Here is a 22,957-nt window from a genome sequence, read left to right on the forward strand (position 1 = left end):
TCAGCGGCCCAATGCTCTTACATGCCGTGATGGATTCCGGTCGTTGCCTACACATCAACACCGACAGCCCAAGATGGAGCCTCGGGTTTCATCTGCCTACCCAGGCAACACGAGATTGAGCAGGCTCCCGTGCCAGGGGCCAATGGTCCTTCTTCCGTCACCGCTGGCGATTCAACGCTTTCGCCCCGGTACTGGGCAGCGCGCTCCAAAGCCGCGTCAACAAGACCGGCAACAAAGGAAGGATCTGTACCAACGGACTCAGCACGCAAAAACGCCATGCCCAGATCTTCGGCGGATTGTGCCGCCTCTGTGTCGAGATCGTACTTGACCTCCATATGGTCTGAGACGAAACCTAGCGGGACCACAATGACGCCCTCAATGCCCTCCGCCTTGAGCTCCTCCATACGGTCGTTCACGTCCGGCTCCAGCCATGGAACATGCGGGGCACCCGAGCGGGAACAATAAACCAACTCTGATTCCAGAGGTTGTTCGGATCCGAGCTCCCCGTCAATCCACGAGATCAGCTGTTCGTGTTGTCGACGGTATCCGGCTGTCCAGCGTTCCGAGGCATCTTGCATGCTCTGGGGGATTGAATGAGTAACATACAGCAGTCGGTGGCGGCGAGGATTGAGTCCGCCGACCTGCTGTGAGAATGCTTCGATGGCCCGACGGACACAGCCCAACTCGGCCTCAGCGAACCCAGGATGGTTGTAATACTGACGGATCTTATCGAAGGTAACTGTCGTGCCCTCATTGGCCAAGGTTTCAATCGTTTGGGCGAAATCTTCACGGTACTGCCGGCACGATGAATATGAAGAATAGGCTGAAGTATCAATGGCAAGAAAATTATTGCCTCCGGTCTCTGCGACGAAGTCCCGGGCAACGTCGGTCAGGAACGGGTCCCAATTTCGGTTTCCCCACAGGATCGGTGTTTTGATTCCTCGCTTTGACAGTTCTTGTCGCAACGCTTGCAGGAGTTCTTGGTTCTGCCCGTTGATCGGAGACTTACCCCCGAAACCGTAGTAGTGCTTACCGACCTCGACCAGTCGTTCGTCAGGAATGCCGCGGCCGCGTGTCACATTTTGAAGGAACGGAAGGACATCATCGTCCTTTTCCGGGCCACCAAAAGACATCAGAACAACGGCATCGAACGGATCAAGATTAAAATCGGTCATACGGGCAGTGTACAGAAAAATGGAACCCGTTCGGAGGGATCACGCGCCACCTGGTACGCACCTTTGCCAACCGTCGGCACCTGCTCACGGATCAAGGTTTCACCATTTGGGTGCCCCCGATCTTGTTGTTCGTGGCGTCAATGACGATGGTGACGGAGCTGGCCGGAAACTCCGCAGAAAAAACTTTTACCACCCTTTTCCAATCCGTATTGGGAACCGCTCCGAAGTACTCCCTGACAGCCCAAACGGACCGCAGAATTTACGGCACCGCCCCTGGGAAGCAAAACGGAATCCTTCCGCTTTCACACTACGGAGAATCATCATGAACACCACAATGAAATTTGGAAACCGTAAGAGCCTCAGCCTCGGACTGGGCCTCTTGGCCATCACCGCACTGGGCATCACTTCCTGCAGCGGTGGAACCACAACCAGCCCCACCACGGAGGCTCCGATGACTTCGGAAGCACCGATGAGCTCAGAGGCACCCAGCAGCATGGCCCCCATGGCCGATGAAGGACTCGTGGGCGCCGGTTGCGCCGCCTACGCGGCAGCCGTCCCCAGCGGCGCCGGCTCGGTGGCCGGCATGGCTGCGGACCCCGTTGCCACAGCCGCCTCCAACAACCCGCTGCTGAAGACCCTCACAGCTGCTGTTTCCGGCCAGCTGAACAAGGACGTGAACCTGGTTGACACACTGAACTCAGGAGAATTCACGGTGTTCGCACCGGTTGATGACGCCTTCGCCAAGATCCCGGCCGAAACCATCGATGGATTGAAGACGGATTCGGAAACCCTGACTTCCATCCTGACCTACCATGTTGTCCCCGGCCAGTTGGCCCCCAGCCAGATCGACGGCACCCACGCCACAGCCGAAGGCAGCGACGTGACGGTCACCGGCAGCGGGGACAATCTGGAAGTCAACGGTGCCAAGGTCATCTGTGGCGGTGTCAAGACGGCCAACGCCACGGTGTACCTGATCGACACCGTGCTGATGCCGCCGGCCAAGAAGTAATCCGCCAGCGCCAAAAAACCGCAACACAGATCGAAGGAATGGGCTCGTGAATGAGGTACGTGGCACTGTAGATCCCATGCGTTTACCTTGGCTACGTTCCGTGGAACCCATGGCACCTCCCACCCACGAAGAATTAATCCGCCTCGTCGCCCTTGGCGACGAGGCGGCCTTCGAGGAACTCTACGACGCCGTGGCGCCCCGGATTTTCGGGTTGGTGCGGCGCGTGGTCCGTGACCCGGCACAAAGCCAGGAAGTAACCCAAGAAGTCTTCGTTGATATTTGGACGCAGGCTTCCCGCTTTGACGCAGACCGGGGAAAGGCCATGTCCTGGATATTGGTCATTGCCCACCGCAAGGCAGTGGACAAGGTGCGGGCCAGTCAGGCCAGCAGCGACAGGGACCTGCGACAAGGAATCAAGGAGTACCAGGAAAGTTACGACGATGTCGCCGACACCGTTGAATCGCAACTGGAGGCAGAGCGCGTTAACAAGGCGCTTGAGTCATTGACGCCGCCGCAGCAGGAAGCCATCCGGTTGGCCTACTACGGCGGGTATACACACCAGGAAGTAGCCGAACTGCTCAAGATCCCGGTCGGTACTGTTAAGACGAGGATAAGAGACGGCATGATCAGGCTCAGGGACAGGTTAGGAGTGGCGTGATGGAACAACAATTATATCTACTCACCGGCTCCTATGCCTTGAACGCCTTGGGCGAAAAGGAACGAAGCGACTTTGAGCGCTACGCTTTGACCGACCCCCAAACCTTGGAAGAGGTCCGCACACTCAGCGAAACGGCCGCAATACTGGCCTACGGCACGCCCACCGAAACCCCACCCCCGGCATTGAAGGCCGATGTCATGGCGGCGATTCGCAACACCCGCCAGCTTCCTGCCTCCTCCGTGGTCCGCGATATTTCCACGGCGAGGGGAACCCTGGCCCGAAGCCGTTCGGCGAGCGGCCACGGAGCAGGGCGTCCGGCAGCTGCGCGTCAGCAAACAGACAACGATTCGCGACGGCGCTGGCTTCCTGCGCTCAGCACCGCCGCAGCACTGGTGATTTTCGCCGGCGTTGGCTTGGGTGGCTGGGTCGCCGGACAAGCCGCAACGCAGCGGGACATGGAACAAAGAATTGTTGCCATCGCGGCACGACAGCAAGCAGCACAGGATCAACAGGAAGCCATGCTTGGCATCGTCAGCTCCCCCGATGCCAAGATCGCCACCACTGCATTGGCCGACGGAGGCTCTGTGACAGTTGCGTCTTCGGGCAAGGCCAACAAGGCCGCTGTCATGGTCCAGGACATGCCACCGCTACCGTCGGACAAGACATACGAACTATGGTTCATTTCGGCAGCCGGCGCTGTGCCGGCCGGACTCATGCCCAACCACGATCCCGCCGTTGCCGGCATGCAGGTGCTCAACGGCTCTCTGGGCGGGGCAACCCATGTGGGAATCACGGTGGAACCTGCGGGTGGCTCTCCGGCCCCGACCACCTCACCCGTGGTGGTGCAGGCGCTCTAACTCCCATCGTGGTGCAGGCTCTCCAACATCCGCTTTGGCGCCTGTGCCACAGCGTATGTTGGGCTCGTCGCAAAGAATCTAACTCAGCGGGCAATCCGGCGGACGCGTGGCTCCGAAGTACAAGCAATCACTTCCACCGGCTTCCACGAGCGGTGGCCACGTAACCGTTTCAAGGAGCCTGACATGGGCAAGCGAAGCACCACAACACGACAAATCAACTGGCGCAGCACGGCGGCAGGTTCACTTACGGGCAACATTGCAGCAGGCAGCCTCTTTGCTGTGGCCGAGCTGGGCTCGGCCTTCTTTGGGCCTGCGGCCTCACCCCTGACCTCCGTTGGATCCGCGTTCATCGACTTCACCCCGGCGTGGATGAAAAACTTCGCGATCGCCACCTTTGGTACGAACGACAAGCTCGTCCTGCTGATCTCCATGGCCGTTGCGGCGGCCGTGCTGGCGGCGGTGGCGGGTGTGGTGGCACGACGAAACTTTAGGGCCGGTGCTGCCATGGTACTGGGGTTCGCCCTCATCATGGCTTTGTCCATCATCACCCGCGCCGGTGCCGGGCCTTTTGACCTTGTGCCACTCCTGCTCGGCACCGCGGCCGGCCTCTGGGTGCTGCGCTACCTCACGGATGCTGCGCGCGGTTCCGCCACCCGCCCGGAACCACCGGCACGATTGCGTAGGCCTGAAGGTTCGACGGCGGGCGGCCCCTCCGCGGCCCCCGTCCCGGACGTTGCCCCATCACCCAGCAGACGCGCCTTCCTGTTGCGGTCGGCAGCGGTGGCTGGCGTGGCCGTCGTCGTCGGTTTCGGCGGGACGCTGCTTTCCACGGCCCGCAATACTGCGGTTGCGGTCCGGGAGGCGCTGAAACTCCCTGCGCCCAAGACGAAGGCGGCTCCGCTGCCCGCCGGCGCGCAGGCCCCCGTGGACGGTGTCACCTCGTTCGTCACGCCCAATAACGACTTTTACCGCATCGACACGGTCTTAATCGTTCCCGAAATTGATCCGGACAATTGGGAACTGCGCGTCCACGGGATGGTGGAAAATGAATTCACCCTGGGTTTCGAGGAACTGCTGGCACAAGAGCTCATTGAGTCATATGTGACCCTGACCTGCGTCTCCAACGTGGTGGGCGGAAATCTGGCAGGCAATGCCAAGTGGCTCGGCTACCCGCTGCGCGAGATTCTGGCCCGTGCCAAGCCCAAGGCCGGGGCAGACATGGTGCTCTCCACCAGTATTGACGGTTTCAGCGCCTCCACCCCCCTGCCGGTGTTGCAGGACAGCCGGGACGCCATCTTGGCCGTGGGCATGAACGGGGAACCGCTGCCCCTGGAACATGGTTTCCCCGTGCGCATGGTGGTGCCGGGACTGTATGGTTTTGTCTCAGCCACCAAATGGGTTGTGGACCTGGAAGTGACCACGTTCGCCGAAAAGGCAGGATACTGGACCTCGCGCGGCTGGTCCTCACACGGGCCCATCAAGACAGCTTCCAGGATTGAGGTGCCGCGCGCCCTGGCCCGGGTTCCGGCAGGGAAAGTCTCCATCGGCGGCAGCGCCTGGGCCCAAACCAAGGGGATCTCCAAGGTTGAAGTCAGGTTTGACGACGGCGGCTGGCAGCCTGCGGTGCTGGCCGCGGAAGCGTCCGTGGACACCTGGCGCCAATGGTCCTATGCCTGGGACGAGGCAGCGGCCGGCACGCACAAGGTTCAAGTGCGCGCCTATGACAGCGACGGGCAGTTGCAAATCGAACAGCAGGCCCCGCCGGAGCCCGACGGTTCAACGGGCTGGCACTCCATGACGTTCACCGTAGTTTAAGCCTTGATCCACCAATTAGGTTCGGGTCTGCACGGCGTTTTAAACACGAAGTGCCGGTCTTTTAGGGGAAAATATGGCTTGCCACAGTCAAATTTTCATACCTAAAAGAGGACATCTCGCAGATGCTGGTGGTGTGTCTCAGTTTTGCTTGATGGCCTGGAGTGCGACGCGGTCACGGGCGACTTTTTCCAGGATGGAGTCCGCGGTCGCGACCCAGATCAGGGGTTTTGGGTGCTCGTTGTTGACCTGAATGTATTCCTCAATTTTGCCGATCAAGTCCGGTACGGAGTGGAAGACACCCCGGCGCAGGGCCTTGTCCGTGAGGTCCCTGAACCAGCGCTCGACCAGGTTCAGCCAGGACGATGATGTCGGGGTGAAATGTAGGTGGAACCGGGGATGTTTGCCCAACCAGGACTTCACTTCGGCATGCTTATGTGTGGCGTAGTTGTCCAGGATCAGATGGACTTCCAGGCCCTTCGGGACCTCCTTTTCGATGGTCTTCAAAAAGGCCAGGAACTCCTCGTGGCGATGCTTGTCAACGCAGGAGCCGATCACTTTCCCGGTCGCCACCTCCAGCGCTGCGAAGAGTGTTGTGGTGCCGTTGCGCTTGTAGTCGTGCGTCATGGTTTCGCCGCGGCGCTTCTTCATCGGCAGCGACGGCTGGGCGTGGTCCAGGGCCTGGATCGAGGTCTTCCTATCCATGCACAACACGATCGCATTCGCCGGCGGGTCCAAATACAACCCGCACACGTCGATGAGCTTTTCATCAAAGTGCGGGTCCGTGGAGAGCTTGAATGTCTCCACCCGGTGAGGCTTCAAGCCGCGCGCCGCCCAGATCCTTTGCACCTGCGCCGGGGACACCCCCACCCTTGCCGACATCGACCGCACGGACCAGTGCGTGGCACCCTCGGGCTTGGAAAACCGCGTCAATTCCACGATCTCAGCGATCTTCGACTCCGGAATCACTTTCTTCCGCCCACGCCCGGGCGCCACCGCACCAAGCTTCTTCAACCCCTCAGCTGCGAACCGATTCCGCCAGGCACGCACCGTTCCCGGCGTCACCCCAACCACCTTGGCAATCCACTCATTGGGAAAACCGTCGGCAGCCATCAACAACACCTGCGCCCGCTGCACCTCCGAATGGGCGGCAACCTGGGACTTAGACAAAGCCTCCAACACAGGACGCTCAGCCTCGGACAACGACAACGCAGCAGCTGGTCTCGACATAAACCCAGCTTAAACCCACACTCATTGCTTATTTTGGAGACACGCCACTAGCCCCGTGCCGCCAACACCGCACTGTACGGTTCGCGCTTGCTTACGTGGACGTCGAGGGCAATGACCGCCAAGGCTTGCTTCATCCGCATGCCCTGGCCGATCAGTTCATTGACGGCAGCCACGTGGTCCTCGGGCGTGCCGGGATCGGAGACGGGGGCACCCGCCACCACAATGGCAATCTCGCCGCAGATCTCAGTGGCCTCCGCCCATTCCAGCGGGCCGGAGAGCGGCTTGCGGATCACGTCCTCATACGTCTTGGTCAGTCCCGGCACACGGCGGCCTGGCGGTAGGACCAAACGCGGTGTGCAGCGCACGCAGCATGGCCTCCAGCCGGTGCGGCGCCTCAAAAACACCATCGTGCGCGGTCCCAGTGCAAGCTCGTGCAGGCGCGGCGCGGGCTCCCCCGACTTGCGCGGCAGGAATCCCTCAAAGCAGAAGCGGTCGGTGGGCAGGCCGTAGAGGGCCAGGGCTGTCAGCGCGGAGGACGGGCTGGGGCCGCGGTCGCGCGGACGTCGGCGGCAACGGCGGCCTCAACCTGCCGGAAGCCCGGATCGGACACGGACGGCATGCCGGACGATGCGTCATCCAACTTGAGATTGCGTCACTTTAGATGAGACAGGACATCAGGGACAGGCTAGGCATGAAGGTCTCGCCAACGTTGACACAAGCTCTATCAGATCCGGGACAAACCCAGACGTGCGGCCCAGCCGAGCCTTATTTGCTCGGGCGGCCGGTCTTGGGTCGACGTAGGCCGAGCACCATAAGGATGATGCCGACGCCCGCGACGATCAGCCCGATGGAGAGCCACATTCGGTTACCGGTCATGAAACTTCCCGGGATCAGGTTCATTCCCTGCCCGGCGAATACTCCACCGATGATCACAGCGATCAAACCGATGGCGATGAGGGCGATGCGCCCGACACTGCTGTTCACGTTTCCTAGCTTACCCTTGACCACTTAGCGCTTATCGGAGACTGCCATCAGATCAGGGCTGCAGCAGAGCATCTGTTGCAATCAGGACGCTTCGTCCAATGGTCCCGCAAGCCGTTCGGCTTGCGGGACGCGCTGTTAGGATGCTCAATGGGCTCGCAAAGGGGCAGCGCTGCGCAGTACACACGAGCCGCCGGCTCGCAGCCGCGATGACTAGACGGCGGTGTAGCCGCCATCGACGAGTACATACGAGCCGGTCATGAAACTGGCCTTGTCGGAAAGCATGAACGTGGTGACGTTCGCGATCTCCTCCGGCTGTCCCAAGCGGCCAAGCGGATGCTTGGCCTCGAGACCATCGACGACTTCCTTCGGCGCAGCGGTCAATAGTGGCGTATCAATATAGCCGGGCCCGATCGCGTTGACACGCAGCCCTTGTGCCCCATATTCAGCCGCAGCAGTCTTGGTCAAGCCCACGACGGCGTGCTTGGTCGCGGTGTAAGCGGCGTTGCCGGGAGCAGCCACAGCGCCGTGGATCGAGGCCATGTTTACGATGGCACCTTCGGAGGCACCCGCGGCAAGAATGGCCGGGATCTGGTAGCGCATTCCGTAGAGGACTCCGCTCAAGTTGATGGCGATGACCCGGTCCCAGTCCTCAATATCAATGTCTCCAACAGGAGCGTTGGCTCCGCCGATGCCTGCGTTGTTGACGGCATAGTTGAGAGCACCATAGCTCGCGACCGCGAAGTCGACGGCCTTCTTGCTGTCTTCTGCGTTCGCTGTGTTGGCCTGGAACGGAATCGCGGTGCCCCCTGCAGCTGTGATCTCGTCGGCGACACGGGTGGCACTGTCGAGGTTGAGGTCGACGACAACGATGTTGACACCGTTCTTCGCGAGGTCCTTGCTGATCGCTTCCCCAAGTCCGGACCCTGCGCCGGTGACGAGCGCGGTCTTGCCTTCGAAGTTGCCCATGATTCCTCCTACGCGGGATCAGTCCCGCAGATTTCCGTGGCGAGTGCTGGTTTAGCCACTCATCTGTGCCAACCGGGGTTGCAGGGCAAATATTCCATGCGTATGCATGAACTGTCATGATTTTTGCCTGCTTCTCAGGTGCAGCCCCGCTGTGGGGGCATATGGGGCGAGTAGGTGGCTGGCTTACCGGAAGGAGTCCGGGCCGGAATGGGCCTGCTGCCAACGTTCGTTGGGTCGGCGACTCACGACATGATTGCCGAAATTCGCGAATGCACTTGCGCCAGGGCCGTCGAGCCTCGGCGCTGATGTCGAATTCGGTGCGGCCTCGTTGATCTGGGCTGCACGTGGTTCCAACTGTTGAGAGGCGACCAGCCGGAGCGTGTCGTTCTGACGGGGTCCTACAATTACGCTAATTGATCGTTCATTAAAAAGCCTGCCGCCTCCCTAGTCTGCCCAAGGTTTCGGGGTCTAGACTGCTGAGCGTGGGACCCACTATCCGTGCACGGGCAGGGTTGGCTCGATTGACGTCCTCCTTGTCTGGCCTCGAGAAGGACATCAGCCATGACCGGAATCAAGATCGGCTACTTCGTCGGCAGCCTCGCCAGTAATTCCATCAACCGGAGCCTGTCCAAAGCGCTTATCAGGCTCGCCCCGGAAGAACTTGAGTTCACCGAAATCCCCATCGGTCATCTGCCGTTGTACAGCTCTGATTTTGACAGCGACTTCCCGCCTGCAGGGCAGGATCTCAAGCAGGCCATCGAAGCATCGGAGGGCATCCTCTTCATCACCCCTGAATACAACCGCTCGATTCCCGGCGCCCTGAAGAACGCCATCGACTGGGGATCCCGGCCCTGGGGAACAAACTCCTTTGCCCGCAAACCCACAGGCATCATCGGCGCCTCGCCCGGAGGCATCGGAACCGCCGTCATGCAATCATCAATGCGCAGCGTCCTGAGCTTCCTCGACGCCCCTCAGCTCAACTCCCCAGAGGCCTACATCACCTTCAGCCCCGAGGTCTTCGGCGACGACGGTGAGGTCAAAAATGAAGCCACGGAAGCCTTCCTGCGGCACTACATGGACGAGTACTGCGCCTTCGTCCAGCGTGTCCTTGCCGTTGCGGCGCCGGGGCACATCGGTGACGAAGACCCCACCTCAAGGAAGTAACCTTCAGGGACAACTGTCCTGCCACACAACTTCCCTAAGTATGGCTCGCGGCCCCAGACGTGGGCCGCGAGCCATTAGTGATGGGCGAACTTCAGCCGGGCCCTGGATCAGGATATGTCTCGCTCATGTAATGCCGCGGGACAGAATGCCCGCAGCTCAGAGGGGGACTGCGGGGGTTCCCAGCCGTGGCGGAGGACGGTTTCGGACGCCGACCGAGACTGTTCCCTGTCGCGCTCGGCGGCGAGGTCCGAGAATCCGTCCGGACAGCGGATCGCCAGCGACTCCATCCACACCCCGCCTAAGGGCGCTGGAGATTACACGGTTGTATGGGGGTTCCATGGTTACCAACGCTGTTCCTGGATTGACGGCTCGATCGGGGGACAGGCGGCCCCAAAGGGCTGATTCCCCGCCCGGGACGCGGCCCGCTGGTTCGCGGCTTCATTCACCGGCTTAAAACTTTCGCTTCCGCACCTGACCCGCGGTTCTGTTCCGTTGCGTGGGGCGGAGCTGCCGTCCGTCGATTTGTTGTGTCTCACCGCACAGTGACGCAAGGGAATGGAATGTGAGATCCGCACGCTATTACATGCATGCGCATACAATATTCTTGGAAAGTGTGCGGCTACCCACTTGAAGGAGCATCCCATGCAGATCGGCGTCTTTAGCGTTAGCGACATCACGGCGGATCCGACCACAGGTCGGATCCCTACTGAGGGTGATCGAATCAAGGCTTCCGTGGCGATCGCCAAGAAGGTTGAAGAGATCGGAATGGACGTCTATGCGGTCGGGGAGCACCATAACAGCCCGTTCTTCTCTTCTTCCCCGACGATCCTGTTGGCGAACATTGCCGCGCAGACGGAAAGGATCATCCTTTCCACAGCCACCACGTTGATCACCACGAACGATCCGGTGAAGATCGCCGAGGACTTCGCTATGCTCCAGCACGTCTCCAATGGGCGGGTGGATCTGGTGTTGGGCCGTGGCAACACTGCCCCTGTCTATCCCTGGTTTGGCAAGAACCAGCAGGACAGTGTGGAGTTGACGATCGAAAACTACAACCTCCTGCGCCGCCTTTGGGACGAGGACACAGTCACCTGGGAAGGTAAGTTCCGCACTCCATTGCAGAACTTCACCTCCACCCCGCGACCGCTCGACGGCGTTGCCCCCTTTGTCTGGCACGGTTCCATCCGCACCCCGCAGGTCGCCGAAATCGCCGCCTACTATGGTGACGGGTTCTTCGCCAACAACATTTTCTGGCCCAAGGAACACTACAAGCAGCTCATCGACCTCTACCGCGAACGTTACGAGCACTACGGCCACGGCCGCGCCGACCAAGCGATCGTGGGTTTGGGCGGGCAGTTCTACATGGCACGGAAGTCCCAAGACGCAGTGAAGGAGTTCCGCCCGTACTTCGACAGTGCTCCGGTGTACGGCCATGGTCCTTCAATGGAGGACTTCACGTCCCAGACGCCGCTGACTGTTGGTTCCCCACAGGAAGTCTTGGAGAAGACCCTGTCCTTCCAGGAATACTTCGGGGACTATCACCGCCAGTTGTTCCTCATCGACCACGCCGGGCTGCCGCTGAAGACCGTGCTGAATCAGTTGGACCTCTTCGGGGAAACCGTGCTGCCAGAACTGCGTGCTGAGTACGCCAAGCGCAAGCCCGCGGATCACCCGCAGGCTCCCACGCACGCCAACCGTCTCGCGGCGAAGCTCGCGGGCACCACGAAGCCTGGCCTGGCAACAGTCGGCGCCTAGGGCCGGGCCTGCCTGGCCGCCGCATCAACGGCGGCCAGGTGTTCCGGACGGACCGGCACCGTGTGCTCCTGAAATTCCGGGTGCTTGCGCACGTACGCGGTGAAAAAGGGGCAAACGGTCACCGCGACCATGCTGGCGGCAATGGTGTCCTCCAGAGCGAACCGGGCGAGCGTGGCGGCGAGCCCCTGTCCGCTATATTCCTCGTTCACGGTCGTGTGGTAGAAAATGCGCTCCGTATTCGAGGCGGACTCGAAGGGTAGCCAATGCGCCTTGCCAATAACCCGGCCGCCGTCGAGGAGCTCGTAGCGGCGGCGATCAGCATTGGGCCGGACGGTGATGGGGGGTTCTTGTTCCACGGTTCCTCCAGAGTTGGACGTGTCAACCACGTGGGCGCAGTTGGACGTTGGGCAGCACGGGTGCAGGCAGGGGTGCCGGCATCCCTTCAGGATAAGTGCCAAAACGTGGGTAGGGCGCCTGGTCGGGGTAGGTTGCTTCTGCGGGCGGGTCTGCCGGTTCGGCATCTATTTCCGCCTGCCAGGCCGCACGGTAGGCGACGATCTCCTCATGGGTCCTGCCAATGAAGTTCCACCACATGACGATCTGCTCGCCCAGGGGTTCACCGCCGATGATGAGCACCCGCACGGGGGTTTCACCGGCCTCGAGCAGCAAGGACGTCCGTCCGGGGGGAAAATAGACCAAATGATCCACTGGCACAGCTTCGCCGTCCAGGCGCAGTTCGCCGGTGTCGAGCAGGATGCCGTACTCGAACGACGGATCCAGATCCAACTCCAGCCGCGCGCCGGTCCTCAGGACCGCCTCAGCTCCCAGGAGCGCAGGGGTGTACGTGTCCACCGGAGATGTCGATCCTGCCAAGGAGCCCAAGAACACTCGTAGCTCCGTTCCCTCTCCCCGGACGGCTTCAGGGGCGTAGTGGTGGAAGGTCGGTGCCATGTTCCTGGTCCTCTCGGGCAAGGCAAACCACAGCTGCGCCCCGTGCAGGATCGAGGTGTCCGGAGTGGAGAACTCCTGATGCGAGATGCCCCTTCCGGCGACCATCAGGTTCACTTCCCCAGGGCGGACGGTGGCGGCAAAACCGGCTGAGTCGTGATGGGCAATCTCGCCCGTGAACAGCCAGCTGACGGTGGCCAGCCCGGTGTGGGGGTGTCGGGGGACGTTCATGCCGCCGGACTCGGACACACGGTCTGGCCCAAAGTGGTCCACAAAACACCAGGCTCCGATGAGGCTGCGCCGCTTCTGTGGCAGCGTGCGCCGGACGTCCATGGCCCGAACACCGCCCAGGGGAACCTGCCGAGGAGAAAGGACCTCGACGTTTCCCATCGTTTCCTCCAGGACGCAAACAACTTCCTCGGGCGCGGTTTCCAGATTGCTCATGAGACAAAGTCTAGATCCGTGCCCAAGGGACCATCCACCCTTGTTACCTCAGCCTGGGCTTTAGCCACGGGCACGGACAGGGTGACGGCTCATGATCGACACACGGTTGAACGCGTTGATCGCCACGGCAGCCCATTGCAGGGCCGAAAACTGTTCGTCTGTGAGGACCGTGCGTGTCTGCTGGAGATCCGCCTGTCGCGTGTGGTCCTCCGGCAGGACCGTGACGGTCTCACCGATCGACAGCGCGGCACGTTCCAAGTCCGTGAAAAGTGCGGTTTCACGCCAAGTGGGCAATACTGCTAACTGCTGATTGCTCACGCCGGCATCCAATGCGTATCGGCTGTGCATGTCCAGGCAATACGCGCAACCGTTGAGTTGGGAAACCCGCACGTTCAGCAACTCGATCGCCGCACGGGGGATTCCTGCCGCCTCGGTCGCACTTTGGGTCTTCAAAGCCAGTCCGTTAAGAGCGCGCCACGCGGCCGGGTCTGACTTGTCTAAAAAGAAGCGGTCACTCGTCGTCATTGCTCTCCCAGAGGCAGTCAACGGGCAGCAAACCCGCATTTGTGTGGTCAGTTCATCCTTTCATATCGCGCAGCGAAAGCGCCCATGCCCGGTCGGAGGGCCGCCAGGATTGGGGATGCCTGCCAAGCGGGAAGGTGCACCCGAGCACCGAACAATCTGTCTTCAGAAGTCAATTGCATACATCCCGCCGAACCCCCTCAGTCCCTGGCTTCTGAGTATTGCGTATCGGCGTGCTCGAACTACTGCCCGGTGGAGAGCGGTGTGCACGGGTGTGGGTCCCTGTCCGGAGTGGGAGGGGCCGGCTAGGCGCACAGCACACCCGTGCGGGCCGGCGGGCGTAGTGCCGTCGGCCCGCCGGGCTTCAGCCTGAGGGTGCGGGTTCAGATTCCTTCCGGGTTAATTGCCGGTGTAGTGGAAGACCAAGATGGCACCGGGGTTTTCCAAGACGGTCGTGGCGTCGCCGTTGGCACCGCGGGCCAGCCCGTCTTTGTCGGCGGCCACGTAAATGGTGCTGCCGTTACCGCTAATGGCGGTGTCCCGATACCGGTTCACGGAGGTCCACAGCGGCTGGGACTCGCCCAGCTTCTGTCCGCGCTCGGTGACTTCCACCCGGTACACGGTGCCGTCCTTCAAGGTCGGCATCAGCAGGGAGTTCTCTCAACCGGGAATCGCGCGCTTCCCATGGAAGTCCAAGCTCGACGGGGCGATGGTGGGATAGCAGATGAAGAACAACCCGGAGACTTCGCAGGCGTCGCCCTGGAAATCATGGGTGGAGGCGACGGTGTAGTAGGTGCGCAGGGGCTGCATTGCACTTCCGTGGGAGGTGGTCAGGCTTTATCCTCGGATCGCGGCGGCCACCGCCGCTGGCAGTGCCCGCAGCTGTTCGGCCGTAAAGTCTCGGGCCGGGATGTTCGGTCGTCTCCTGTAGTCGGACAGCCGGACGAGGTCCACTGGGATCGGGATTCCGGGGATCGCCTCCACCCCTTGCGCGAGGGCCTCCCGTACTTCGAGCTGTCCTCGATAGTCGGGAAACCTCACTTCGACCTTCGCCGAAGGCTCCTTCGCGGAAGCGGATGTATAGAGGGCCACCGGCCATCTCACGCCGTGAGGCGAGCTGATCGAGCAGTTCAGGGACGGGGTTTGTGCTCTGCCGCCGACAATTTGGAACCCGGTGGAGCGCAGGGCGTCCAAAAACTCGAGGATCAGTGGCGTCGCCGTCGGGTCATTTGTATCGCACCAGGCCAGGAAATCTTGCTCTCCCCAGGTCCGCAAGGTCGCGGCGGACGCTGCGGCCTTCGCTTCGACGAAATCGGTGCCGTACGCGGTGGGGATGAGAATCTCGACGTCCCCATCCTGAGCATGCGTGAATTCGACGACGATTACCCCGGTTGTGGGGACGGTTACGGCATTGAGGAACTCGACGATCCGTTTGACGTCGTCGTTCAGATCATCGACGGCGAGGACAAGGTTGAACCGGCCGGATGCGAGGTTCTCCTTCACCGCAGTCCTAATTCGGCCATCTTGGTCGTCCAGCTCCTCGAACGGAGAGACCCGGCCGCCGTCGGCGCTCCGCCATACTCGCTCGAACTCGTCCACGTCCATGCGCCACATCTTGGATGCGTAGTCGAGGACTTGCCCAATCACCTCGCGGCGCACCTGCGGATTCGCAGCCAGCTTGCACTCAACGAGGGTCAACTTCCCCTGTGGGTCCAAAATGACGACGTCCGCTCGACCGGCACCGGACTGGAATTCACGGCACGCCACGGCTTGGTCGGCGACGCCGGGCACCAGGTTTGGGTGGTCGTGCAAGATCTGCTGTAGGGCATTTTCATTCTCGTAGCCCGTGCCGGCGGGCTCACGCCAACCGCTCTCCGCGTCGCGGATCAGAATGCCCATGTAATGGCCTCAATTCCCTTGGGGGAAGAGTAGCAGGGATCGCCAGCGCCGTGTGACGGACTTCTAGGAACGATTCATTCGGTCGCGGTATTTCGGTGTCCGGGAAGGTACCTTCATTGGGGAAGGGCTGGGAGTCTGGCAGGCGGGGTGGCGATTACGGGAGCTGGAAGATCGACTCTGCCGCGCCGGGATGCTTGCAGTCTCGGGGGAAGTTCTTGGCTAACCGACGGTCGTTAGTGCCGTGAGTAGGGCGCTCGGAGGGCCGATTATTGGCAGTCACGGTAGTGGGTCGTTCTGGCCCGGGAAAACCGCGGATTTCCGCCACTTTTATGCGCGCCGATTGAAAAAGCGTGACCTCAAGTGGAGTCGAAATAGCTGCTTAAAATGTCAAAAACGTGATCAACTTTTCGTTCAATAACGTGAGTAGAACGTGATCTGGCACCTCGGCGCACCCGGCCAAAAGAGTAAAACCGCAGGTCAGAGGCTCTTTTTGTGCCCCGGACTGGAATCGAACCAGCGACCAAGAGAATCTGGTCATCTGGATTTTGCTGGGTGGGGATACTTGTCATAATCCGCTTGTTTTCGCGGTATTTGCAGTTTCCGAAGGCTGTGGCATGTCGTGCATTGCCGTAGTTCTTGGTTGAAAAGGGGGAGTTGGTTGCTTTTTGCTCCCTGTACTGTTTTGGGCGCCCAATGCCGTAAGAACAGGCATGTCAGCGATTTACCTCGAAGCAGCGTATGCTTCCAACCGTTCTCACTATTTGACCCCTCAGTCGGGGGTCGAGGGGATGCGCGTTTCTGCTCCAACTTCCGTCAGCGGACGACGGCGGGACCTCCCGCCGTCGTCCGCTTCCGTTGGGTGCCTACTGGCTGAAGGGAACCCTCTCCCAGCTGAGGATGTCCGCACCGTCGGCGCTGTTCCCGGCGACTTTGAACCTGACGTAGTTCGTGGCGTTGGCGGAGCCGTCCACGGTGATGCGCTTGAGGTCATCCGCGGCGGGCACGCCGTAGATCCCCAGCCAGGGTGAGCCTTCCGCGAGGGGCTGGTTCTCCGCGAAAACATGGCTGTCGCCATTAATGAGGTAGACCGGGCCGTCGAAGCGGTTGGTCTCCTTGACGATGGTCTGCACGATCTCGCGGAACCCGGACACAGCTTCCGGGTTGGAGGACGCCGCGGCGAGCAGCGAAGGATCGAACATGTCTGCTTGGGTCATCAGCACCACGGCCCTGTCGTTGCGGCGCTCGGCGTCTCCGAACGTGTCCTTGATCTGGGCCAGGACGGCATCTGTCCGGCGTTCAACTTCGGCCAGCTGCTCCGGCGTGGCTGTGGCTTTGCCCAGGCCGCTCCATGGCAGGAGGGAGTTGTTGCTGCCCTGGACGTTCAGCACGGAGAAGGCCACCCTGTTCTGGGTGAAGCGGACGTTCTCGGGCAGTCCCAGGTTCGCCTGGCTCTTCACGGGCATGGTGGCACCAAGTGTCTTGCCGGGTTCGTTGAAGAATACTTCCCTCAGCTTGTCCAGCCGTTCCAGCGGATTGTAAGCACCGTTGTTGGTGCGGTGGCAGTCCACCCACTCGTTGTCGCCCGGGGTAAATACCAGCGGGTGCGTGAAGGTGTCGAACTGCGTGCGGATGCTGGCGAAGTACTCGTCGGAGCAAACCGTGGAACCGTTCTTGATGTCCCCCACATGGGTGACGAACTTCAGCGCCTTGTCAGCGTTGATGTCTTGAATGTGTGCTGGGAACTTGGCGATCTCGGCATCGCCGTAAGGGATGTCGCCGATGACGCCGAACGTGAAGGCCTCGCTGCCTGAGGTGGTACCGGTTGCGTTGGCGGGTGGGGACGTAAGGAGGCCGAGCGCCAGGACGGCTGCCGCCGTCGTGATTGTCATGGTCTTTGAACGCATGGTGTTCCTGTCTCTGCTGGGTGGGCGTTAGCGGGTGCGGGCGGTGAGGAACTGTTCCAGACCCGCAAGGTCATCGGTGTTGATGTTGTCCACGCCGGCGTTGGCGAGTTCGTTCCAGACGGCTTCGCGGGCTGCGCCTGGCTGATCCGGCGTGCCCCAAAAACGAACGCGGTATCCCTGGGCGTGGGCCTGGGCCATGTAGGCGCGGAGTTTGGTGTGCTCGGCCTCGGGCATGGGTCCGACGCCCTGCCAGGTGAACAGCTTGGTCCAGTTGTCGCTGACCAGCGGCATCAGTCCGGCGGGTATGCCGGATGCGAGATCGGACGAGCGTCCGTCGTAGAAGCTGTACCGCTTCTGCTGTGCCTGCATGGTGGCCAGCGGGCGGTTGCCGCTGACGACCGCGGTGACCGGACCGGTCTTGATGTTGCCATTGGTGTAGCGGCTCATGATGCTCCGGTGCTCGGCCAGTTCCTGCTCAAGGGCGGCGTAGGTGGCCTCGCCTTCACTCGTGATGTCGATCAGGAGTTGCAGGCTGCCGTCCCACTTCGGGTAGACGCTGTGGCGGCCCTTGCCGCGGACCAGATCCTGGAGCGGTTCAAGGTAGAGGCGCTCGAGCGTAACGCCGGGCTTCGCGTCCGCCAGGTCGTGGGCAACCCGCAGTTCGCCGTCCACCAGCCACACGTCCGCTTCGACGCTGGTGAAGCCATGTTCCAGCGCGTCGAGCAAGGGGCGGTCATGCTCATAGTCGTTGTGTGCATGCGCCTGGTCCAGAGGCTGGCCGACGATGACGGGTGCCGGTTTTGGTGCCTCTGTTTGGGCCGGGGCTGCTGCCGTCCCTGCCAGAGAGGCAATGACTGCGACCGCGACAAGGGTTCTTTTCACGAACACGGATACTCCTTGGAATTGGCGATTCTCCGCCCGGCTATCGGGAGTGCCGGGCAAATGGTGTGTGAAGAGACTACTTGTCGTGTGAGAACGGTGGAGGACTTCTTGGTTGCTGGAGGGTGAACTGGAAGGAACAAAGGTGGCGCCACCATCGACACCACCACCGCGTCGGACAAACTGGGCTTCGGTGCGCCCGTCAAGTTTGTGGGACGTTTGGTTGATTTTTCTTCTTACGCTGCTATTTGCTCGGTGTTATTTTGGTACTCGGTCAGGGCCGTTGCCGGCCTAACTGCAACTGCCTAGCGTCTCAGAATTTCAGGGCAACGACGCGTCTCGTCAACCGGCCGGCGGCGGATCCGAATAAGTACTTTGACCGCCTGAGCGGCCCGGCCATCGTCTGGGATGATGCCGCAAATGCTTGGCCTGGAGCGAAAAAGGGGAGCCGGGCATTTTTTGGCCTTAAATGGCCCTGACCTGCGGAATGAAACCGCAGGTCAGAGGCCCTTTTGTGCGCCCCGGGGCGGTGTCTAGTTTCAATACATCGTTGACTCATGTGTCGGGACATCCTTGATGGTGGGAATTACTGCAGTGTGTGGCGTCTGCCAGCCGGGGCCTGGTCTATGGCTGGGCCAGGTGCACCGTAGTAAGTGCTGGAATGCGCCATGTGGTGCGGGCGCGGCCACGCTGAGCGCTTGTCACGGTCCAATTATCCAGTCGATGGAGACTGCGACCCGTACTTGTTTTGGTGCCGAAACCAGGAGAAATGGGTCGAGAAATAACAAAAGCCCCCTCGAATGAGAGAGCTTCTGTCAACGATGTCCCGCTACATCAGTCAACGATGTCGCGACACATCACAAAAGTGCCCCGGGCGGGAATTGAACCCACGCCCAAGAGAATCTCAGGACTCTCATGTCAACGGCTTTTGTTGACAGTCAAAAACCGCTAGTTTCCGGGGGAGTACGAGCCAATTGGCCTCCTTTGATATGTCATGATTTGCGGTCGGTATTCGTTCAAAAACGTGAGTAAAACGTGATGAGGCTGCGTAACGCAGCGCCGAAGCTGCTGTTTGAAGGCCGTTTGCAGGTTCATCGACACGGTGGACGGCATGTCACTGATTGTCGACTACGAGCTGTTGCGTGCCAACAATCATTGTTGTCCGGAGTGTCGATTCGTATCGTGCTGTAAACGGTCCTGATGTGGCCGAAAAATTGCATGGTGGTGACGTTCTAACGGCAGAAACGAGCATGCATATTGACTCTACGGAGGGGTAACAACTTCTGGACAGTCCCCGATTTGCCGATCTGCCTAACCGAGAAAAGCAACTGTTTCCTGAGCCAAACTGCGAACGGGTTACAGGCTAGTGCGCAGAATAATTCGCGATCGCTCACTCGGCTGAAGGGCCCACTTTTTGTCAGAAGGCTAGGCTTGAAATAACCCTTGATCTTGTATGCCCTATGTGTCGTCTTCTCGTGGTGATGTGGAACATCGACGTTGGTCTGGTTGAAGCATGATTGTCCTGTTTGGACGAAGACTCTTATGCGCAAGTGGGTGCTGCCTTGGAGCTGTTGGACGGGCGCGGGCCGCAGCTTAACGGCAACTTTGCCTGCCGTTGGTGGATACGGTGGTTCGTTCGCGGCATAAGAACAAGAAGGAACTGCGGCCAGGGCCCAGCGACCGCTCGGAATTGCGGGTGCCCTTTGCAGTGATGTTGTGGATTTTTGCAAGGCTGACGGTGCAGTCATCAAAATCGACTGACGTTACACCATGTTTGGGATCAACAAAAATACGTTCGCCACCCACCGACCGTCCAAGGTTGCCCATGCGGGGCATCGAAGGCATTGTGCTCCACCATGATCCATCGGCCATCGGCCATCTCGACAAACTCGCAACGCGGATGAAAGCGAATTGCTATCGACGCTGACGACACTTCGATCTCAGTTACTCGTCACCATCCGGGCACCGTTGTAGACAACAAGGACCCCATTAGAAGAGATTGAGGATGAGTCCTGCACCCCGAACGATCACGCCTCACCAAGTGCCGGTTTCTTGAGTCACTGACGAAAGCAGATGCTGCCCGCTTTTGAGAACGGCATGGAAAGCGTCCACCTTTAGGAAGCTAAATGGATACCAATTCCTTGGCACACCTCAGTCTCTTGCCTCTTGTTTTAGTCGCCCGCTTGTACCGGTCGTTTAGTCCGGGGGTCAATGCGAAAGGCCCCTCCCGGCGGGATGTCAGCCGGGTTGACCGGAATGATCTGTAACGACGTCTCCACTTGGGCCTTGGCGCGGGTTAGCACTCGGTCTTGGATCTCGTCTGCATCCAGTTCCTTGCCGCCATAAAGTTGGACTACTCGGTGCATTCCTAGAACGGTCCCATCCTGGTCATAGATAGCGAAATGCATCATTTTAATATTGTCGGCCCTAAGCGATTGGGGGCTTCGGTCATGGATCACTCCCACTGCGGACGCCTCTTCTACATTGTCGGCCTGAAGCCAGAACGTGAGATGGTCGGTCGTAAGCCATGCGTGGTTGTCCAGCGCTTTGTCCGGATTGGGGAAGCTCCATCCGCCTACTTGGATTCTGGGAGTGTTGACCGTCTCGATATACGCGTACGCGTGCCGTCTTTGGAATGCAGCGAAACGTTCTCCCTCCTGAATCGAGAAGGAGCTTAGCTGGATTGTAGCCAGTATGGGCCTCTCGTCGAATCTGACTTCTACGTGCTCCCACCCTAGGTTTCCCTGCCGGGCAAGCCATGCACAATACATGACGTTCGACATGCCACCACTCCTGCCAGTTGAGCGGATCAGGTATCGCTTGCCAGTGGTTTGGACCACCGAGTTGCTACGACTACAGGACCACTCCTCAGTGTTGCTAAGCATGAGCTTGCTTTTGGTTTGCGTCAAGAGATTTACGCGGGCATCTTAAGGCAACATGGGGTGGGAATCCGGTTTACGTTGGAGAGTTGGCTTGCCTCCGTCGGATCCGGGGCTGAACTCGCGGTCTGGTCTGTCTGGTGAAAGTGGCACCTCGGCGGTTTTGGCTGACGTGTTCACCGAACTTGGTGCGGAGGATCAGTCGACGCCGTCGATGATCTCGCGTAGTGCCTCGACGTGGTTACGAAGCACCTTGCGGCCGGCCGGTGAGAGTGCCACCCACGTCGTGCGCCGGCCCTCGTGTGTGCCCTTGCGGCTGCGCACGTACCCGGCTCCGGCGAGCGTGGCGACATGTTTGGAGAGGACGGAGTCGCTCACGTCCAGGCCTTCACGAAGGACCGCGAACTCGACCTCGGACACTGCAGTCAGCATTGTCGCCAGCTTGAGCCGGGCAGGCGCAAGGAGATGCCGGTCCAGCTCCCTCATCAGCGTGCGCCCACCAGCAGCAGCACGGCTCCTGTGAGCAGTGGAACGGCCAGGACGGCCAGCAGGATGGCCGATTCGCCCCTGCTGTGGGCTGCCGGGTCACCGCGATAGGATCGCATCCAGCGGACGCCGCAGAGGGTGTAGCCCACCCCGCCAGCGATCGCGCATAGGCCCACGAGCCACCAGCGTTCCTCGAAGGCAGCCCAGATCGCGAAGCCCATGGCTAGGAGGTGCGCCGTCGATGCGGCTGCATCGCCGCCGAAGATCACCCTGCTCGCCAGGCCGCTGACCCAGACGCCGTTCAGCCTTCGGAAGCGGATGAGCTGTGCCACCGCGACGAGTACGAACGGGACCAGGCCGACAGCCGCCAGACCGATCCCTGCCGAGCTCTGGTCGGCCACTCCCACAGCCAGAGTGGCGATCTGAACGACGACCGCCATACCGATCGAGGTGTAGAACCAAGGCGGCAGCCTCAGTCGATGCGAGAGTTGATCCCGGGCAGAGCCGGCGTCGCGCAGCGCCGCCGCTGCCTCGTCCGGTGTCGGGCGACTTCCTGAAGTTTCCATAATGGAAAGTATGCAACGAGCTTTCCAATTTGGCAAGTAAGTGTTGAGGCTGTGCTGTTTAGGCAACTGAGCCCACCTCCGCGAGTTGCTCCGTACATCGACGGTCAACACCTTAAGTACCACTCCGACTCTGTTCGCTCGTTTGTGCTGCGGTCAGCGGTTCTCGACAGGCTCAAGGGTGCATTGGCTAGATGGATAGGCTCGGGCGCCACAGCTTCAGGGGCTCGCCTTTCGGAGATGCGGCCTTAGCTTAGACGGCTCGTCCCCAGCTGTCCCCTCGCTCCTTTACGTAGCGCTTCCAAACGTAGTCCCATGGAGTCACCGCGAGGATGACCGAGACAAAGGCCATGCTAAAGAGCAAGTCGCCAGTGGCACTATCCATGTCATTGGCGATGAGGTGGGGCAGGGCTACGATCCCCAGCCATATCACTTTCCAGATCAACTCGAACAAGAGAATCGGCAGCATTCCGACCGGGTATCTGAGGCCTAGGAGCGCAAGGAGTGACATCGCTGTCAGAATGCAGACGACTACCCCGTCCATCAGGGGCATCGAAGCGGCCTGGAGCAGGAGTGGCCATTTGACGATCATGAGGCCTACGGCCATAAGGAGGTAACCGGCCCGCATCATGTTTAAGCGGAAGGCAGGCAATCCGGCCTCGACGGGCCGGTCCTCCCCGGGGATTTGGGCTAGAGGATGGTGGTTCATTGCGCGTGAGGATGCGGCGGGCTGTGACATGGTCATGTTCCTTCGGTTGTTGCTGGTCCGGCCTGCGGGTACAGCGTCGGAGGTTTTTGGAGTTGCAGCAGACCTGAGGGGGCT

At 60.6% G+C, this 22,957-nt stretch carries 23 protein-coding genes and 1 pseudogene; 6 read left to right on the forward strand and 18 right to left on the reverse strand.

Features of this window, described 5'->3' with window-relative positions; all coding sequences use genetic code 11:
* Window positions 1-47 precede the first annotated feature (47 nt).
* A complete protein-coding gene (locus AC1L6K_RS10500) occupies window positions 48-1,175 on the reverse strand; it encodes a ferrochelatase (RefSeq protein WP_480952625.1) in 1,128 nt (375 codons plus the stop codon).
* Between the two features lie 322 nt (window positions 1,176-1,497).
* On the opposite strand from AC1L6K_RS10500, the gene AC1L6K_RS10505 reads away from it, so the two are divergent.
* From AC1L6K_RS10505 to AC1L6K_RS10520, 4 genes are all read left to right on the forward strand, one after another.
* Complete coding sequence (locus AC1L6K_RS10505) at window positions 1,498-2,184, forward strand: fasciclin domain-containing protein (protein WP_480952626.1); 687 nt, start codon at window positions 1,498-1,500, stop codon at window positions 2,182-2,184.
* A gap of 109 nt (window positions 2,185-2,293) precedes the next feature.
* On the forward strand, window positions 2,294-2,842 hold the full coding sequence (sigK, locus tag AC1L6K_RS10510; protein WP_480952627.1) for an ECF RNA polymerase sigma factor SigK: 549 nt from the start codon (window positions 2,294-2,296) through the stop codon (window positions 2,840-2,842).
* On the forward strand, window positions 2,842-3,699 hold the full coding sequence (locus AC1L6K_RS10515; RefSeq protein ID WP_480952628.1) for an anti-sigma factor: 858 nt from the start codon (window positions 2,842-2,844) through the stop codon (window positions 3,697-3,699). Before sigK ends, AC1L6K_RS10515 begins: the two co-directional genes overlap by 1 nt.
* A 183-nt stretch (window positions 3,700-3,882) precedes the next feature.
* Complete coding sequence (locus tag AC1L6K_RS10520; RefSeq protein ID WP_480952629.1) at window positions 3,883-5,514, forward strand: molybdopterin-dependent oxidoreductase; 1,632 nt, start codon at window positions 3,883-3,885, stop codon at window positions 5,512-5,514.
* Window positions 5,515-5,652: 138 nt separating this feature from the next.
* Here the strand turns inward: AC1L6K_RS10520 and AC1L6K_RS10525 are convergent, their stop codons facing one another.
* From AC1L6K_RS10525 to AC1L6K_RS10540, 4 genes and pseudogenes are all read right to left on the reverse strand, one after another.
* Window positions 5,653-6,741, reverse strand: coding sequence for an IS630 family transposase (locus AC1L6K_RS10525; protein WP_480952630.1), 1,089 nt, complete (start codon window positions 6,739-6,741; stop codon window positions 5,653-5,655).
* A 47-nt stretch (window positions 6,742-6,788) separates the two neighbouring features.
* Window positions 6,789-7,366: pseudogene (gene rsmI / locus AC1L6K_RS10530) on the reverse strand (16S rRNA (cytidine(1402)-2'-O)-methyltransferase); the annotation flags it as partial.
* 140 nt (window positions 7,367-7,506) lie between these two features.
* Window positions 7,507-7,725, reverse strand: coding sequence for a hypothetical protein (locus AC1L6K_RS10535; protein WP_480952631.1), 219 nt, complete (start codon window positions 7,723-7,725; stop codon window positions 7,507-7,509).
* 210 nt (window positions 7,726-7,935) lie between these two features.
* Complete coding sequence (locus AC1L6K_RS10540) at window positions 7,936-8,691, reverse strand: SDR family NAD(P)-dependent oxidoreductase (protein WP_480952632.1); 756 nt, start codon at window positions 8,689-8,691, stop codon at window positions 7,936-7,938.
* A 561-nt stretch (window positions 8,692-9,252) separates the two neighbouring features.
* Here AC1L6K_RS10540 and AC1L6K_RS10545 point away from each other — a divergent pair.
* Together AC1L6K_RS10545 and AC1L6K_RS10550 are read left to right on the forward strand one after the other, a co-directional pair.
* On the forward strand, window positions 9,253-9,855 hold the full coding sequence (locus AC1L6K_RS10545) for an NADPH-dependent FMN reductase (RefSeq protein ID WP_480952633.1): 603 nt from the start codon (window positions 9,253-9,255) through the stop codon (window positions 9,853-9,855).
* A 642-nt stretch (window positions 9,856-10,497) separates the two neighbouring features.
* Window positions 10,498-11,610, forward strand: a complete 1,113-nt coding sequence (locus AC1L6K_RS10550; RefSeq protein WP_480952634.1) for an LLM class flavin-dependent oxidoreductase — start codon at window positions 10,498-10,500, stop codon at window positions 11,608-11,610.
* On the opposite strand, the gene AC1L6K_RS10555 is transcribed toward AC1L6K_RS10550, so the two are convergent.
* The 13 genes from AC1L6K_RS10555 to AC1L6K_RS10615 all read right to left on the reverse strand — a co-directional run bounded on the left by AC1L6K_RS10555 (window position 11,607) and on the right by AC1L6K_RS10615 (window position 22,873).
* Window positions 11,607-11,966: a GNAT family N-acetyltransferase gene (locus tag AC1L6K_RS10555; RefSeq protein WP_480952635.1), complete on the reverse strand. Its 360-nt coding sequence runs from the start codon at window positions 11,964-11,966 to the stop codon at window positions 11,607-11,609. The genes AC1L6K_RS10550 and AC1L6K_RS10555 overlap by 4 nt on opposite strands.
* Before the next feature lie 22 nt (window positions 11,967-11,988).
* Entirely contained in the window at window positions 11,989-13,002 is a 1,014-nt protein-coding gene (locus AC1L6K_RS10560; RefSeq protein ID WP_480952636.1) for a pirin family protein, read from the reverse strand.
* Between the two features lie 60 nt (window positions 13,003-13,062).
* Window positions 13,063-13,527, reverse strand: coding sequence for a carboxymuconolactone decarboxylase family protein (locus AC1L6K_RS10565; RefSeq protein WP_480952637.1), 465 nt, complete (start codon window positions 13,525-13,527; stop codon window positions 13,063-13,065).
* A 396-nt stretch (window positions 13,528-13,923) separates the two neighbouring features.
* Window positions 13,924-14,169, reverse strand: a complete 246-nt coding sequence (locus AC1L6K_RS10570) for a hypothetical protein (RefSeq protein ID WP_480952638.1) — start codon at window positions 14,167-14,169, stop codon at window positions 13,924-13,926.
* A gap of 15 nt (window positions 14,170-14,184) precedes the next feature.
* Complete coding sequence (locus tag AC1L6K_RS10575; RefSeq protein ID WP_480952639.1) at window positions 14,185-14,334, reverse strand: hypothetical protein; 150 nt, start codon at window positions 14,332-14,334, stop codon at window positions 14,185-14,187.
* A gap of 27 nt (window positions 14,335-14,361) precedes the next feature.
* Window positions 14,362-15,423, reverse strand: a complete 1,062-nt coding sequence (locus AC1L6K_RS10580) for a hypothetical protein (RefSeq protein WP_480952640.1) — start codon at window positions 15,421-15,423, stop codon at window positions 14,362-14,364.
* Window positions 15,424-16,286: 863 nt separating this feature from the next.
* Window positions 16,287-17,327: a hypothetical protein gene (locus AC1L6K_RS10585; protein WP_480952641.1), complete on the reverse strand. Its 1,041-nt coding sequence runs from the start codon at window positions 17,325-17,327 to the stop codon at window positions 16,287-16,289.
* A 27-nt stretch (window positions 17,328-17,354) separates the two neighbouring features.
* Window positions 17,355-18,215, reverse strand: coding sequence for a phosphatidylinositol-specific phospholipase C/glycerophosphodiester phosphodiesterase family protein (locus AC1L6K_RS10590; protein ID WP_480952642.1), 861 nt, complete (start codon window positions 18,213-18,215; stop codon window positions 17,355-17,357).
* 1,584 nt (window positions 18,216-19,799) lie between these two features.
* A complete protein-coding gene (locus AC1L6K_RS10595; protein ID WP_480952643.1) occupies window positions 19,800-20,033 on the reverse strand; it encodes a hypothetical protein in 234 nt (77 codons plus the stop codon).
* Window positions 20,034-20,377: 344 nt separating this feature from the next.
* Window positions 20,378-20,989 carry a hypothetical protein gene (locus AC1L6K_RS10600; protein WP_480952644.1) on the reverse strand — a complete coding sequence of 204 codons (612 nt, stop codon included), beginning with the start codon at window positions 20,987-20,989 and terminating at the stop codon, window positions 20,378-20,380.
* A 294-nt stretch (window positions 20,990-21,283) separates the two neighbouring features.
* Window positions 21,284-21,571 (reverse strand): transcriptional regulator, encoded by a 288-nt coding sequence (locus AC1L6K_RS10605; RefSeq protein ID WP_480952645.1) that lies wholly within the window; start codon window positions 21,569-21,571, stop codon window positions 21,284-21,286.
* The gene (locus tag AC1L6K_RS10610; protein ID WP_480952646.1) at window positions 21,571-22,011 is read right to left on the reverse strand and encodes a hypothetical protein; all 441 of its coding nucleotides are present in this window, start codon (window positions 22,009-22,011) and stop codon (window positions 21,571-21,573) included. Before AC1L6K_RS10610 ends, AC1L6K_RS10605 begins: the two co-directional genes overlap by 1 nt.
* A 376-nt stretch (window positions 22,012-22,387) precedes the next feature.
* On the reverse strand, window positions 22,388-22,873 hold the full coding sequence (locus AC1L6K_RS10615) for a hypothetical protein (protein WP_480952647.1): 486 nt from the start codon (window positions 22,871-22,873) through the stop codon (window positions 22,388-22,390).
* Window positions 22,874-22,957: the final 84 nt, after the last annotated feature.

It is taken from the genome of Specibacter sp. BI4, assembly GCF_056680095.1.

Coding starts and splice junctions, on each gene's coding strand:
- AC1L6K_RS10560 (WP_480952636.1), bottom strand. CDS start 13,002: ATGAGCAATCTGGAAACCGCGCCCGAGGAAGTTGTTTGCGTCCTGGAG.
- sigK (WP_480952627.1), top strand. CDS start 2,294: ATGGCACCTCCCACCCACGAAGAATTAATCCGCCTCGTCGCCCTTGGC.
- AC1L6K_RS10550 (WP_480952634.1), top strand. CDS start 10,498: ATGCAGATCGGCGTCTTTAGCGTTAGCGACATCACGGCGGATCCGACC.
- AC1L6K_RS10545 (WP_480952633.1), top strand. CDS start 9,253: ATGACCGGAATCAAGATCGGCTACTTCGTCGGCAGCCTCGCCAGTAAT.
- AC1L6K_RS10605 (WP_480952645.1), bottom strand. CDS start 21,571: ATGAGGGAGCTGGACCGGCATCTCCTTGCGCCTGCCCGGCTCAAGCTG.
- AC1L6K_RS10615 (WP_480952647.1), bottom strand. CDS start 22,873: ATGTCACAGCCCGCCGCATCCTCACGCGCAATGAACCACCATCCTCTA.
- AC1L6K_RS10515 (WP_480952628.1), top strand. CDS start 2,842: ATGGAACAACAATTATATCTACTCACCGGCTCCTATGCCTTGAACGCC.
- AC1L6K_RS10500 (WP_480952625.1), bottom strand. CDS start 1,175: ATGACCGATTTTAATCTTGATCCGTTCGATGCCGTTGTTCTGATGTCT.
- AC1L6K_RS10580 (WP_480952640.1), bottom strand. CDS start 15,423: ATGGGCATTCTGATCCGCGACGCGGAGAGCGGTTGGCGTGAGCCCGCC.
- AC1L6K_RS10600 (WP_480952644.1), bottom strand. CDS start 20,989: ATGTCGAACGTCATGTATTGTGCATGGCTTGCCCGGCAGGGAAACCTA.
- AC1L6K_RS10505 (WP_480952626.1), top strand. CDS start 1,498: ATGAACACCACAATGAAATTTGGAAACCGTAAGAGCCTCAGCCTCGGA.
- AC1L6K_RS10570 (WP_480952638.1), bottom strand. CDS start 14,169: ATGCCGACCTTGAAGGACGGCACCGTGTACCGGGTGGAAGTCACCGAG.
- AC1L6K_RS10610 (WP_480952646.1), bottom strand. CDS start 22,011: ATGGCGGTCGTCGTTCAGATCGCCACTCTGGCTGTGGGAGTGGCCGAC.
- AC1L6K_RS10540 (WP_480952632.1), bottom strand. CDS start 8,691: ATGGGCAACTTCGAAGGCAAGACCGCGCTCGTCACCGGCGCAGGGTCC.
- AC1L6K_RS10520 (WP_480952629.1), top strand. CDS start 3,883: ATGGGCAAGCGAAGCACCACAACACGACAAATCAACTGGCGCAGCACG.
- AC1L6K_RS10595 (WP_480952643.1), bottom strand. CDS start 20,033: ATGGGCAACCTTGGACGGTCGGTGGGTGGCGAACGTATTTTTGTTGAT.
- AC1L6K_RS10525 (WP_480952630.1), bottom strand. CDS start 6,741: ATGTCGAGACCAGCTGCTGCGTTGTCGTTGTCCGAGGCTGAGCGTCCT.
- AC1L6K_RS10585 (WP_480952641.1), bottom strand. CDS start 17,327: ATGCGTTCAAAGACCATGACAATCACGACGGCGGCAGCCGTCCTGGCG.
- AC1L6K_RS10565 (WP_480952637.1), bottom strand. CDS start 13,527: ATGACGACGAGTGACCGCTTCTTTTTAGACAAGTCAGACCCGGCCGCG.
- AC1L6K_RS10575 (WP_480952639.1), bottom strand. CDS start 14,334: ATGCAGCCCCTGCGCACCTACTACACCGTCGCCTCCACCCATGATTTC.